We start from the raw sequence: 13,088 nt of genomic DNA on the forward strand, positions 1-13,088 counted from the left end.
CTGTTCACGGTTGCCCGTTTCCGGACGGATCGGCGAGGAGCCGTTCGATGAGGTCCGCGCGGGCGTGCCGCCGGACCACGAAGTGGATGTCCCAGGTGGCTCCGCGTGCCAGTTCGGCCTCTACCGCGGACCACAGGGCCCCGAAGCTCTCCAGCGGCGAGAGGCCGCCGCGCCCCGCTCCGAGGAGTGGCAGGCACAGGGAGCGCAGTGGCGGGGCGTGGCCGGCGGACTCCTGCGCGAGGAGGGCGAAGACCGCCGTCACCGCGCGTGTGACGTCCACCGGCAGGACGTCGTAGTCGTTGCTGTCGAGGTGCGGGACCGCTGTCGCCGCGTGGTAGACCCGGCGTATGCCCTGGCGTCCCAGTGCGCCCGCGGAGGTGGCGGCCACGGTCCCGGGCAGGGCGGCCCTGCCCGGCATTCCGTGGCGTACGGCCCACTGCCGTAACTCGTCGTGGATGTGGTCCTCGACCAGTGTCCCGGTGGGGTCCTTGCGTGCTCCCGCCCGCCTCAGGGTGGCGGCCACCGATGACTTGTAGGCGGCGGGCAGGGCGAAGTAGACGTTGGACGGGGAGACCACGACGTCGATGTCGCGCAGCAGATCGACCGAGTGGACATGGACCGTGACGCCGACCCGTCTGCCGTGCACGAGCGGGCTGAGCACGCGGTGCGCGGAAGCGAGCGAGAGGGCTTCCGAGGCGGCGTCCGGGGCTGCCGGGGCTGCCGTCGGCCGCGCCCCGGTGGTCACCGCGACGGCGATGACGAGGATCTGCTCCGCCACCTGTCCCAGCACCATCAGCTCATGGTGCTTGCGGAACCGCTCGATGCTGACTCCGTAGACCTGTGCCGCGCGTCGGCGCCGGTCGGCGGCGGGCCAGTCCCTCGTTCCGTCGGCGAGGCCGAGGCTGTACTCGGCGGCGTTCTGCAGGGTGCCGCCGCCGATACCGGCGACCGCGCTCCGCAGCAGCCGCTCAACGGTGACGGGGCGGTCGCCGGTCGCGGCGGAACTCCGCAGGTCCGCGATGCGGGAGAGTTCAGGGGTGATGAGCGCACGCAGTCCCACGACCCCGGCCCGTCGTATCATCCGCACCTCCGCGAGTACCGACCCGTGATCCGGCAGGTGAAGGGGGTGCGCCATACCGCCAACCATGTCACCGGCGTTCCCCGCCCCACAAGCCGTTCGTCCACTCCCATTGCACACGTCGCGCCGGTCGGACTCCGGTCGCTTCCGGGGCGGTTTCCGGGGCCGTTCCCGAGGCGGTTTCCCGGGGCCGTTCGCCAGACCGTTGCCGGGGCCGTTGCCGGCGGGGGCTCCCCGCACCGGCCGGCGCCGGACATCGGGGAAGAACGCACACCTGCTGGACGCACAGCACGACGAACCGCAAGCCGGCGGCGCCGAGCATGCCGCTGCTGCTTCTCCGAGTCCGGACCTAGGAAGATCTGACGGGTCGTCCGGCAGCCAACCGGGCGCGCCTTCGGCGTCGGGGACGTCAGGGCTGTCGACCCGCAGCCCGCCAACCAGATCGGTCACCGTTTGCGGTGAGGCCGCGCCGGAGGTCGCCCACCCGGCTTCGTCGCCGAGAAATGTAAGGAGCGCAATGCCGTCGAGCGGTGCATCGCCCGACTCAAGCAGTGGCGCGGCCTGGCCGAGAACGGACAAGCCCGCCGTCACCTGCCGGGCCGCACTCCACGTCGCGTCCATCTTGATCTGGGTCCGGTGCTGAACAGGTCGCTGGACCCTGGCATTCGGATCGTCAGTTGCTGAGGGCCAGCCTGATACCGAAGGCGCCGATGACGGTGCCGGTGATCCGGTCGAGCAGGCGGCGGGCCTGGGGCTTGCGGAGCCACCCCTGCAGGACGCGAGCGAAGCCGATGAGGACGGCAGACCAGAGCAGACCGATCACGATGTGCACCGTGGTGAGCAGGAGACCCACGGTGAAGTGGCCGGTACCTGAGGGGATGAACTGAGGCAGGACGGCCATGTAGAAGGCGCCCGTCTTCGGGTTCAGGAGGTTGGCGGGCGTCCCCTGCCGCCAGCCTCCGCTGACCGAGTCCGCGGATGTTCACGAGAAATCGCGTGCCGGAGAGCGGCCGCGTCACGGAAGTTGAGCCAGAGCCACTACTCGTGAATAGAGCCAGACGCCCAATCACCGACATCAACCCGGCACATCGCAACCAAGCATCCCCTCTTCCCGGAACCCGCCCAATGCCGCCAGCGCCCCCTCCCCACCAGTGGGGGCGTGGCATGCGGGGCGCAGCCGTGAACCGGGCGTTCCCGAGGGGGTCAGCGGACGCGCCGGATACAGATCGGGCCATGGGCTTCGGCCGGCCCGACAGGGCGGCCGCCCTGCGTGATCTCCACCTGGCCCGCTTCGGCCAGCCGCTGAGCAGCGCGGCGGGCTGGTTCCATCAGGGAACGCCAACCGTCATCGTCGCCCTGGTAGACCCTGCGCGCGGCTTCGGAAGGGCAGATGGAGGCGGTCGGGCCGCGGCGCTCCAGGAGGTCGCGGATCGCCTGTTCCAAGCGTCTGTCGATCTGCTGCTCGCTTCCGGTCATATGGCCAGGATGACATCGGTGATGAACGTGCGAACCCAGGCAGGGTGCCGCGCACGCTCGAAGCAGCCTGATGGGACAAGCTCCGCTATCCATACCGGAGAGCCCCGGGCGGGTCGGGCCGGCCAGGGCGATACACCGCCCCTTCACGGCAAGGGAGCCACCTCAGGCGTCTTCTCCGGGATCCAGGAAGACCGGGGTGCCGCACCCCCTGTTCGTCCCTTCTCCGTGTCAGCCGGTCCCAGCCCCGGTCCGTCGCGGACGCGAGGGACGGGTACCCGCGCTCCTGGAGCCCGCGGTCGGCAGCATCCGGGCCGACGGCCGTGAAGAAGCCGCGGACGATGCCCTGCTCCCGCAGGAGGCTGATGTGCCAGCCGCCGCCGGTGGCGGGGCAGGCCACCGCGTACCAGCGCGCCGGAGTCACCCGGACCGCCTTCAGCACCTCCGGTCCCCAGACCACGCCCGGTTCGGGCGCGCAGCGGCCTTGCTTGGGCCGGGTACGGCGGGTACGGGCGAGTCGGGTACGGCAGGCGCGGACGCAGATGGGGCGGGTGGGGGCGGGGCGGGCGCGGCTGGTCAGCGGGTTCTCATGGGGAGGGGGTGCTGTCACGGGGCGAGTAGCCGGTGTGCGGGACCGCTGTCCTAGGGCTTCGTCCCGTGGCGGGTGATGCTGTCCCCGTTCCGAGGGTTCGCACAGGGCCGGCCCAGCCGTGACCGTCCCCGCAGTTGATCGTTGCCCACACGTACTGGTGGCCGGAGCCGCGAAGGCCGACGAACGTGGACAGGACAGCGAAGCTGATGAGTGTGGACAGGACAGCCTGCCCCGGACAACCGTTCGTGCCGCCGCCCGGCGCGGGAGTGCTCGCCCACTCCCGCGCCCTGCGGTTCTGGCTGGACCCGGCCAACCTCGCGGCCCGCCTCGAGCAGGCGGGCCCGGTCGTTCCGACCAGGACAGGCCCGGCGACCGCCTTCCAGATCAACGACCCGGCACTGCTGCGCAAGGTCGGCAGTGATGAGGACACCTTCCGGTTCTGGGGCCCGGACCCGAGCCTGCGCGACTTCGCCGAGGACGGGGTGGTCGGCCTCGAGGGCGCGGCCCACCGGGAGCGGCGCGCCGTGATGAGACCCGCGTTCGCCGCGTCCCGGTTCACCGGTCTCGGGCCCAGCGTCCAGGCCCGTACCCGGCAGCTTCTCGCCGACCTGCCCGCGGACCGACCGCTCGACATGCGGGTGGAGATGAGCCGGATCGCCTGCGGCCTCCTCGTCAGCTGTGTCCTCAACAGTGAGCTCGCTCCCGACATCCTGTCCAAGATCGCAGCCGCCCGCTCCACCCTGTCCGGTGGCATGTTCTGGCGCTACGCCCTCGCGCCCTGGCCCTGGGTGCCCGTGCCCCGGCGCCGGGCCTGCCGCCGCGCGCTCGCCGAACTGGACGAGGCCGTCCGCCAGGTGCGAGCCCGCCACCGGCCCGACCCGGACGGCCAGGACCTGGTGTCCTTGCTCGAAGCTGCCGCTCCCGGGAACCCCCAGGTGGTGCAGCGCGACGTTCGCGCTCTGCTGATCGCCGGCATGGAGACCAGCGCCTCCACCCTCGCCTGGGCCTGCTACGAACTGGGCCGCTATCCGCACTACCAGCAGGCGCTCCAGGACGAAGCCGACGCCGCGCCCGATACGAGCCGCCTCCACGCACACCAGCTCCCGCTCGCGACCGCCTTCGTTCAAGAGGTCACCCGCCTCCACGGCATCCCGTTCCTGGTCCGCCGCACCCGCCACGAGACCTTCCAGGGCGGTGTACGGATCCCGGCCGGATCCGTGGTCACCCTGCCCCTGGGGGCTCTGCGCCGCGACAGGAACCGCTACCACGACCCGGACGTGTTCGACCCGCGGCGCTGGCTCCCCCACGCCGAGCCGCCACCGGCCCCCACCGCGCTGTTCGCCTACGGTCTGGGGCCCCGGTACTGCCCCGGCGCAGCCGCGGCCGATGCCATGCTGCCCGTCGCCCTGGCGACCCTGGCCGGCTCCCGCACGCTGCGCCCGGCGCGGCCGGGCCGCAAGATCGGCGTGAGCCTGGAACTCACACCGACGCCCAAGGGCCTGACCATGTACGCCACACCATGCGAACCCCGGCTGCCCGGTACATCACCGGAGCCCGGTGTGCGTCACCTTGGCGACGTACACCGCTGAACCGGGCCGGCGGGCCTGTGGAGGCCAGGGCCCCGGAAGCCGCCCGGGGCCCGCCGGCCAAAAGGGAGGAGGTGCCGTCCCCGTTTCGCTCACCGGCCCGTCTGCGGGGAGGGGAGCGGGACCCGTGCCCTGCACTCGAAGGCGTGGTGCCCGCTGGCCAGTCCAGTGACCGAGAGCAGGTCGAGGTCGGCCTCGGTGAGCAGTCGCCGCATGTCCTCGGGCGTTTCGAAGGCGCCGGCGCCGCTTCCGGAGATCACTGTCCGGAAGAGGGCGTGGACGGAGTCGGTTTCCCGGTCGAGGAGTGGTTCGAGCACGATCAGGCGGGGCGGGGCCGCGCCGGGCGCGCGGGAAGCCGTCGAGTGCGTCATCGCGTTCCGCACGGACGCGAGAATGCGCAGGCACTGGTGCCAGGGCCAGTCGTGCAGGACGTTCTTCAGCAGGTACAGGTCGCCGCCGTCGGCCACCGACTCGAAGATGTTTGCCGGGTGGAAGCTGAGCCGCCCGCCGTGGGGATGCCCTGCCGCCGCCATCCGGTCGGCCGAGCGGGCACAGACGCTGGGCCGGTCGACGCATACGCCCTCCAGGTGCGGGTTCCTGGCCAGGATCGTGCCGAGTACCGTGCCGTTGCCACCTCCGATGTCGACGACACGCCGTACCGGGGAGAAGTCGAACTGCTCGGCGATCGCCTCCGCAGCCGACCGTGCCAGCTCGGCCATCGCGGCGTCGAAGACCTGCTCCGTGTCCGGGTCGCCTTCGAGGTACTCGTACAGGGAGGATCCGAAGACCTCGTCGAATCCGGGACGGCCGGTCCGTGCGGTGCCGAGGAGTGCGCCGAAGGCGTCGTCGTAGGTTTCCGCGAGCAGGATGCAGCGGTTGCGCACAGAGTGGGGATGGTCCTTGCGGAGCGCGGTGAACTCTTCGGCCAGGGCGAAGGTTCCGTCGGGGCGCGTTCGAAGATCTCGTACTGGGACAGCACGTGCAGGATGCGGAGCAGCACGTCCCGGTCGGTCCGGGTACGTGCCGCGAGGTCGTCCGGCGTCATGGAGCCGCCGTCCAGGATGTCCGCGAGTCCCAGTCTGGCCGTCACCGCCAGCACGCGGGAGATGCAGCCGCCCGAGGCCAGCGCCGCGAGCCGGGTACCGCCCAACGTGTCGTGCGTCCGGTGCAATGTCTCATCCCTCACAGGTGCTGGTGCCCCCGCGCCCGGCGCGGTCGTGGGCACGGTGTCCGGATGTGGCGCCTGCGGGTGTCAGCAGGTGTGGTTCCACCGCTCGGCGCGTGAATGAACAACGAGACCGGGGTCGGTAGGGGAACGGGCCCCGGCGCGGACCGGGCGGCGAACACACGGCCGGAGAAGCCCCATGGGGGATGAACGTGACCGTTTCGGATGGCGTCCCGGACCGGTGGGTCGGCACTCTGGTCAGGGGTCTGTCCGGCGCGTCGCAGGATGCCGGGGGGCCTCCGCCGCGGTGGTGGGCCGGGTCCTGGGGCTCCCGTCGCGTACGGGATGGGTGACCGGTCCGCGTGCGGCCCGGTCTTGGGTGAGGATGACGGTGACAGTTACCCCTTTGGACGCGGGCCGGGCTCCCGCGTACCCGATGGACAGGGTCTGCCCTTACGGAATGCCCCCGGGTTATGTCGCGCCGCGGGAGCGCAGGCCGCTCTCACGGGTGTCCCTGGGCGATGGCCGCGAGGTGTGGCTCGTGGCCGGGAACGCCGGCGTCGCCCGGAAAGCGCGGGCCGTTCGGGACGGACGGCAGCGGTCCGGAGAGCGATGCGGACGCACACAGCCACGTGCACGCCGAGCCGGTGGCGGCCAGGATGACCACGCTGGGGCGGGCCGCCGTCCTGACCGCCCCTCTACGGGCTCTGACGGGCTCGTAGAGGGGCGGTCGGAGCTGGTGTGCGAGGTTACCGGTGCCCTGCCGTCCGAGCCGAATCCTCACCGGTTCCGGGATCGAAATCCTGACCCGCTCGGGGCTCGTGGCGGCCGGCCGGTCGAGAGGCGCCGCCGGTCACCCCGCCCGGGTGGTCCAATGGCCGCTGCCACCAGGAGGCGGGGAGTATCAGGGGTTGCCGTTCACCAGGCGGAGGGCAGGTGGAAGGGGCTGCGGGTGACAGTGCCGTGCCGCCACACGATGTCGTCGGCGGCGATGGTGAGGCGCAGGGCGGGCAGGCGGCCGGCGAGGCGGTGGAGGGCGAGTTGGAGCTCGGCCCGGGCGAGCCAGGTTCCCAGGCAGTAGTGCCGGCCCGCGCCGAAGGCGAGGGAGGGCTTGGGGAGGGGGGTGAACAGGTTGTCGGGGTCGTGAGGGTTGCCGGGGAAGGCCGCCGAGTCGCGGTTGGCGGCGACATGGTCGGTCGTGACGAAGTCACCGGCGCGGACCGTCACGCCGCCGAGGCGGATGTCCGCGGTGGCGGCGAGTACATGACCGGGGCGTTCCTCGCGGTCGCCCAGGGGAATCAGGTGGAGCAGTCGTTCGGTGAGGACTGCGGCAGTCTGTTCGTCCGAACCCAGCCGGTGCCAGGCCGCCGGCTGTTCGGTCAGCAGGTAGAGCAGGGAGTTGCTGAGCATGGTCATGGTGGTGTCGTGACCGCCGACGACCATAGTGGCGATCAGGTTGACCAGTGCGGCCTCGGGGATGCCGCCTTCACGGTCGGTGGCTTGGACGACGGAGCTGACCAGGTCGTCGCCGGGTGACCTGCGCCGCTCGGTGATCAGCGTGGTGGCGAAGTCGGTCAGTTCGCCTCGGGCCTGGTCACCGTCTTCCGACGCCGCGGAGGCCCCGGGGAAAGCGTGTTCGGCCCAGTGGATGAGCCGCTCGGTGGGAACGTGGTCCACGGCCAGCAGCCGGTGGATGACCTTGCAGGGCAGGGGCAGCGCGTAGTCGGTGACGAGGTCGGCGGGCGGCCCCTTCGCGACGAGGTCGTCAAGAAGCTGGTCGACGACTTCGGCCACCCACGGTCGCAGGTGCTCGACCGCGCGCGGAGTGAAGGCCTGGCCGACGGCACGCCGCAGACGCAGGTGCCCGTCACCGTCCTGCCGTCCGATGGAGTCGCGGCTGTCCAGCAGGCTGGGGCTGTCGAGGACCGGCGGAGTATCGGGGGCGTGGACCGGTGAGCGCTCGAAGCGGGGGTCGGTCAGAACTTGGTGCACGTCGTTGTACCGGGTGATGAGCCATACCGGTGTGCCGTTCGGCAGCTCGATGAGCCGGGGCGGCCCTGGCGCCGGGGCATTCACCTGGTGCAGGGGGACAGTACGGACGACGGGCACGGTGTTCCTCCTGGTTGCTGCGACGTCGCCCGGCCGGCCGGGCATGCCTCGTACCCGGTCAACGACAGATCTCCGATTCAGGTCACCGGGCCGTTCTGGCCCCTTCCGTGCGCCGGGGCGTTGTCCGCGTACGGGTCGGGCAGCGCGCGGGATGGCGTCCGCTTCAGGAAGCACATCGTTGCCCTTGCGGCGCGCGGCCCGTGCCCTGGTCGATCTGGAGCTGGACATACATGTCGAAGGGCTCGCCGTTCGGGGTGTCTTGTGCCCATACCTTCAGGGTGGTGATGCGGGTCCATGAGCTGCCGGATGTTTCCGGCACGATGAGAGCGTCGCCGATCGCTACCGTGGTCTGCGGGCAGGAGACCGAGGGGGTGGTGACGAAGAGCGTGGAGCCATCGCTGGTGGATGCGCCGGGCACGCGGATACGGACGTTGTCGTCAGGCGACACCCAGGATTTCTCGTTCACGGTCAGCACCGTTTCGTAGGTGCCGGGCTTGAACCGCAGCCGCGCAGCGTCTTGCGGGGCGTCCGCTGCCGTTCCCGGTGTTCTGTCGCTGGGGCGTGCCTGGTTCCGGTCGTCGATGAGGGTGACGGCTGCCCAGGCCGCTGCTGCGACGCCCAGCGCGGTGACCGTGCTCACCACCCACACCGGAAGCGACTTCCTGCGCGGACCACGGACCGGCGCCTCGTCCCCGCGCGCTCCTCGATCCGGATCAGCCGCCTCTGCGCCCCCGCCCCGGGCGATGGAAAAATGGCTCGTCGCCGACCCGGCGACGGCGCCCCCGGTTGCCGGGCCGGGGGCGAGAGTGTCAGGGATCGGTGCGGTGTCGCTCTGCGCGGTGGTCGGGGTGCGGGCGGCGTCGGCCTGCTTCCAGCGGCGCAGGCATTCCTCGGCCGCGGGCGGGCCGCCCAGGACCCGGGCGATCGGCTCCACCGTCGTCCAGCGCGGGAGGCGTTTGCCGTTGAGGGTTTCGGAGATCGTGCTGACGACCACGCTCGCGGTCGGATCGGTCACCCGGATCCGACGCACCATCTCGGTGTAGCTGGGCTTCTTCGCTTCCCGGTGCAGGTGGCGCAGCCAAGCGGCGAACTCCTCGACCGGGTCCATCGCCACCTCCTGCTCTCGTCGCTGTTCGGCGTCGTTCGCCGTCCTTCGGCCCGCCCCACCGAACACTTCGGGGCTGTCTCAATGAGTGGCGTCAGCCCGATCCCTACCTGAAGGCGCTCTCGTGATGATGCTCATTGTGCCGCTCGTCGGCCTCGTACTGGGCGTACTTGGTCCGCTCCTGGCCACCGCGGTCGCGGTTCTGGCCCACGATCCCGCCCGGCGCTCCGACGCCCGCAAGGTCCTCTGTCTCCTGTTGACCCGCCCCAGGCTCAGGCGAAGCCGGGACGAGTGCTCTCCGCCGTCACCGGCCCCATGGACCCGTGACCACCCGGGACTGCCTCAGCGGCACGCAGAATGACGAGGACTCCGAGGAGCGGTGTACAGCCCCCTCTGGCCGTCTGGCCGGTACGAGGAAACGATCCGCACCGAAGGTCTCGACGCCACCACCCGCTCCGCCCGGCCGGGGGTACCTGAGTAGGGGCCGCAGACGCGCGGACCCTCCACCGGACTTCGGCCAGGGCACGGGGCCTGCCGCTCCTTCGGCAATTGACAAGTGTGTTCGCCTGGCCACGCCAGGGACGGAAGTGTCGGACGGGGTCCAGCCGGGAACGCGTGATCAGATGGTCACAGGGGATAGAAGGAGGACGCTGTGGAAGCTGGCCTGGTGCGATGGGTGGGCGCGGCGACCGCTGCCTACGGTGTGGGTGTCCTTGTGCGCCCGGAGTTGATGGCTCGTCCGTGCGGTCTGGACCGTGAGGACGGGTCCGTTCCCGCCCCTGCCGCTCTGCTGATCCGGGCCATGGGCGTCCGGGATGTCGCGATCGGCCTCGCCATGCTGGTCGCGAAGGACCGTTCGGTCCGGCGAGCAGCAACCGCCTGCCGGGTCGCGGCGGACCTCGGCGACGCGCTGATCTTCGGTACACAACTCCCTGATCCGGCCGCGCGCGGTAAGGCCGCCGCTGTGGCGGGAGGCTGGGGGGCGCTCTGCGCGGTGGCAGGTCTGGCGTCGGACGGACCGCGAGGACGCGACACGGACGGACAACGCTAGCCTCGGGTCAGCTCGCCGCTCCGCCTGTTCTCGAAGCCTTTGCTGTCGCGTGGAGCCGACCGGCAGATGGGAGGAGGACAGGTCCCGCAGGGCACGGATCGTCGCGATGTCCCCGGCATCAGCCGGTTCCGCGACAGCGGTAGGGACTGTCGCGCGAGCCCGTACGGGAACGGGCTGCGGCACCGAGGTGGCGGCGCTCCCGACGGGCCGCCCGGCTCTGTCCCCCGGTACGGGGCCGCTGCCGGGGGAGCCAACCGCTCAGGATCGGGGCAGGCGGCCCTGCTCGCATACCTGCCGGGCGGCATCGCCGGAGTTCGACGTTGCGGTCCGGGAGGAGTGGTACGGGACGTTGAGCGCTTCGTTCCGGGTGATGTGGTGGCGGGCCGGGCACGGGGCCGCGGGCGCCGGGAAGCGATGGCCTGTCAGCCCGGTCAGCTCTTGAGCCCTCCCCCCCCTCTCGGAGTCACTGCGAGGAACCCGAGCACAACGCAATTGCCTCGTCGCCAGGACGAGCCGGCACGAGTGTTACCCGATGAGCCCGCGTGCGTGGTGACCGTCGCGGCTGTCAACGGAGAGACTCCGGACTCCGACGGAGTGATGTGTGGTCACGGCGGACGAAGTCCTCGGCGATGAGCGCCGCAAGGTCGAAGTACGCCTCGCGCGTCCTGGGGCGCAGCATGTCGAGGTCGATCTCCGCGCCTGCGGACAGGTGCTCGTCGAACGGCACGACCACCACGCCGCGGCAGCGGGTTTGGAAGTGCGCAACGATGTCGTCCGCCTTGATCGTCTTCCCGGTCTCAGGGTGACGCGATAGCGGGCGCGCCCGGAGACCTCACCGGTGAGTATCAGTACGCCCTCCTGTTCGAGGAAGTCGTGCAGTGAGCGAAGGGCGCTCTTCCACTGTGTGGGCGGGATCCGATCCGCTTCGAAGGCGTGACGCAGTTCTGGACGTCTTCGATGCCGGGCACATGCGCCCTGGCTGGAAGCTGCTCGCCGGCGCCGAACGGGTCTACAGGCTCGGCGAGTCCGGCTCCCCGGAGGAGATCTCCGCGGTTGCGGCCGGACTCTCGCTGCGGGGTGCCGCCGGAGACCGGCTTCGTCGACGCCGATGAGGTCCAGGGGCGGCGGGTGGTGGTCGCGGTGACACCGGCCCGGGGATGGGGTGAGGTGGGGTGCGGTGGCATGTTGCACCGCACCCCGGGGGTCATTCGGCTGCTTCGGTGATGACGGCGAGGGTGGAGCCGGTGGTGGCTTTGCGTACGTGGAGGCGGTGGGGCGGCGGCGCAGTTCGGGGATCACTTCGGGACGCTCGAAGCCGGCTGGGGTACCGCGAATGCGGGCGCACGCGACCGGGTCAAGTTCACCGTCTCCCGCTTGCGCGGCAAGCTCGACACGACACCGGTGGGCGGCGGGTCCATCGTCTCGGTCCGCGGGATGGGCTATCTCTACCGCTCCCCCACCGCCCCTGCTCTGCCACCGCCCCCCGCACCCGTGTCCGTATCAACTGGGTACGGCCACACAGGCGCCCTTCGCAGCACGTCCCCCCAGCCTCACCGGACGGGGCGCGGGAGCGGTTGACTCCGGGATGTCCGGGCGAGGGAAAGGAGGTCCGGACGGGCTCGGACGCCGGTGTGGCGCGCTTCGCCCGGCTCGGGGCACCCGGCGGCCCGCGCAGCCTGCTCCGGGGTGCCACAGGCAAAGCCGTCCGGCCGGGGCCGGTGTTGCCTCCCGCCCCGGCCCGCAGAGGGCCATGAGGAGCCCTGGGCGTACCCCGCGGGCTGGGGGGAGCCGGCACGCGGGCAGTCGGTCAGGGCCGTCAGTGGCATGAACCGGCTTGCCGGCCACCTGTCTGAAGCGGCCGGCGCCGGCTACGAACCGGAAGGGGCCGAGGCGGGGGTGGTGGGGTGGTAGAAGACCGAACGTCCCTGCTTGGAACGCTCCAGCAGCCCCTGGGCGACCCCCTGTTCCAGGGTGTTGCGCACGACCGTCACCTGGACCGTGCGCTCGGGGTGCGTCTGGGTGAGCGAGGCCGCTACTTCTGCCGCGGACCTGGGCTCGCTCTGTCCTCCCAGGTAGGCGGTAGTCAGCTCCAGCCATGTCGGCTCGCCCGCCTTCTTGGGCGACGCGGTCTTCTTGGGTGCCTTGCGCCCGGTGGCGGCTGCCGGCTTCCCTGCCGCTGTCCTGCGGTTGGAGCCCCGGGCCGCAGGAACCGCGCCCCCCTTGCGGTGCTTGCGCTGCTTCGCTGCCTGCTCGGGCGTGCCGCCGAGCACTTCCTGCATCTTCGTCAGGACCTGCTCACTCTCTTCCAGGCGGACGAGCTCTTCCTGCGACCGTGCCAGTTCGGTGCGCACGCGCTCCTGATCGCTCCGGTTCGCCGCCAGGTCATCAGCGACCCGCTGGGCATAGTCTGCCGTGACACTCTGAACGGGAAGGTTTCCAGACATGTAGTCCTCGGCTCTCGACGTGGGGGGCGTTTAGCGACGATCGTACCCACACGAATCAAGCCAACCCGCCAGTGTGTCTGGTGGGAAGGCGGCAGCCGAGCTGTTCTCCCCCGGTCGTGAGGTGCACACGCACCCGCTCACCAGGTGTTCGCGCCCTGTAGGTGTGGCTGGGAATCGGTGCCTGCGAGCTCCGGGCAGTCCGGGACGGAGAGCCCCTCGGACCGGCGTCGGGCCGGTGCCGGCGCAGGGCCTTCCCAGTAGGACGAACGTGTTACGGGTGACGGCGGGATCCGCCCCGTCGGCATCGGACCACTCCCCCGCCGCAGGGCAGGAAAGACAGTGTTCGGGATTTCCGCGGCACCGGCGGTCGGCAGGTCGATGCGGAGCGTTCGGTCGCGGTGGACCAGCACACCGTGTGGGTATCGGGCAGGACAGTGGTGCGGGCCCGCCGGGTGAAGTCGGTTGCTCCGAGGCGGGGTTCGCGG

8 protein-coding genes and 2 pseudogenes are annotated in these 13,088 nt (G+C 71.2%); 2 read left to right on the forward strand and 8 right to left on the reverse strand.

The window, feature by feature from the left end; translation table 11 throughout:
- Nucleotides 1-4 precede the first annotated feature (4 nt).
- The 3 genes and pseudogenes from ACIRJT_RS36370 to ACIRJT_RS36380 all read right to left on the reverse strand — a co-directional run bounded on the left by ACIRJT_RS36370 (nt 5) and on the right by ACIRJT_RS36380 (nt 2,554).
- On the reverse strand, nt 5-1,081 hold the full coding sequence (locus tag ACIRJT_RS36370; protein ID WP_403918201.1) for a hypothetical protein: 1,077 nt from the start codon (nt 1,079-1,081) through the stop codon (nt 5-7).
- A 670-nt stretch (nt 1,082-1,751) separates the two neighbouring features.
- Nucleotides 1,752-2,012, reverse strand: a pseudogene (locus tag ACIRJT_RS36375) (LysE family translocator); the annotation flags it as partial.
- A gap of 269 nt (nt 2,013-2,281) precedes the next feature.
- Complete coding sequence (locus ACIRJT_RS36380; RefSeq protein WP_403918204.1) at nt 2,282-2,554, reverse strand: DUF3253 domain-containing protein; 273 nt, start codon at nt 2,552-2,554, stop codon at nt 2,282-2,284.
- A 795-nt stretch (nt 2,555-3,349) separates the two neighbouring features.
- On the opposite strand from ACIRJT_RS36380, the gene ACIRJT_RS36385 reads away from it, so the two are divergent.
- Entirely contained in the window at nt 3,350-4,732 is a 1,383-nt protein-coding gene (locus tag ACIRJT_RS36385; RefSeq protein WP_403918207.1) for a cytochrome P450, read from the forward strand.
- Nucleotides 4,733-4,821: 89 nt separating this feature from the next.
- Here the strand turns inward: ACIRJT_RS36385 and ACIRJT_RS36390 are convergent, their stop codons facing one another.
- The 3 genes from ACIRJT_RS36390 to ACIRJT_RS36400 all read right to left on the reverse strand — a co-directional run bounded on the left by ACIRJT_RS36390 (nt 4,822) and on the right by ACIRJT_RS36400 (nt 9,111).
- Nucleotides 4,822-5,613: a methyltransferase gene (locus tag ACIRJT_RS36390; RefSeq protein ID WP_403918209.1), complete on the reverse strand. Its 792-nt coding sequence runs from the start codon at nt 5,611-5,613 to the stop codon at nt 4,822-4,824.
- Between the two features lie 1,199 nt (nt 5,614-6,812).
- Nucleotides 6,813-8,003 (reverse strand): cytochrome P450, encoded by a 1,191-nt coding sequence (locus tag ACIRJT_RS36395; RefSeq protein WP_403918212.1) that lies wholly within the window; start codon nt 8,001-8,003, stop codon nt 6,813-6,815.
- Between the two features lie 163 nt (nt 8,004-8,166).
- Nucleotides 8,167-9,111: an XRE family transcriptional regulator gene (locus ACIRJT_RS36400; RefSeq protein ID WP_403918214.1), complete on the reverse strand. Its 945-nt coding sequence runs from the start codon at nt 9,109-9,111 to the stop codon at nt 8,167-8,169.
- 649 nt (nt 9,112-9,760) lie between these two features.
- Here ACIRJT_RS36400 and ACIRJT_RS36405 point away from each other — a divergent pair.
- Nucleotides 9,761-10,159 carry a DUF4267 domain-containing protein gene (locus ACIRJT_RS36405; RefSeq protein ID WP_403918217.1) on the forward strand — a complete coding sequence of 133 codons (399 nt, stop codon included), beginning with the start codon at nt 9,761-9,763 and terminating at the stop codon, nt 10,157-10,159.
- Nucleotides 10,160-10,769: 610 nt separating this feature from the next.
- Here the strand turns inward: ACIRJT_RS36405 and ACIRJT_RS36410 are convergent.
- Nucleotides 10,770-10,958 (reverse strand): annotated as a pseudogene (locus ACIRJT_RS36410) (MinD/ParA family protein); the annotation flags it as partial.
- Nucleotides 10,959-12,027: 1,069 nt separating this feature from the next.
- Nucleotides 12,028-12,603 carry a hypothetical protein gene (locus ACIRJT_RS36415; RefSeq protein WP_403918220.1) on the reverse strand — a complete coding sequence of 192 codons (576 nt, stop codon included), beginning with the start codon at nt 12,601-12,603 and terminating at the stop codon, nt 12,028-12,030.
- Between the last annotated feature and the right edge of the window lie 485 nt (nt 12,604-13,088).

Origin of the sequence: Streptomyces sp. NPDC102283 (assembly GCF_044766265.1) — a bacterium.
In the GTDB taxonomy this organism is placed as follows: Bacteria; Actinomycetota; Actinomycetes; order Streptomycetales; family Streptomycetaceae; genus Streptomyces.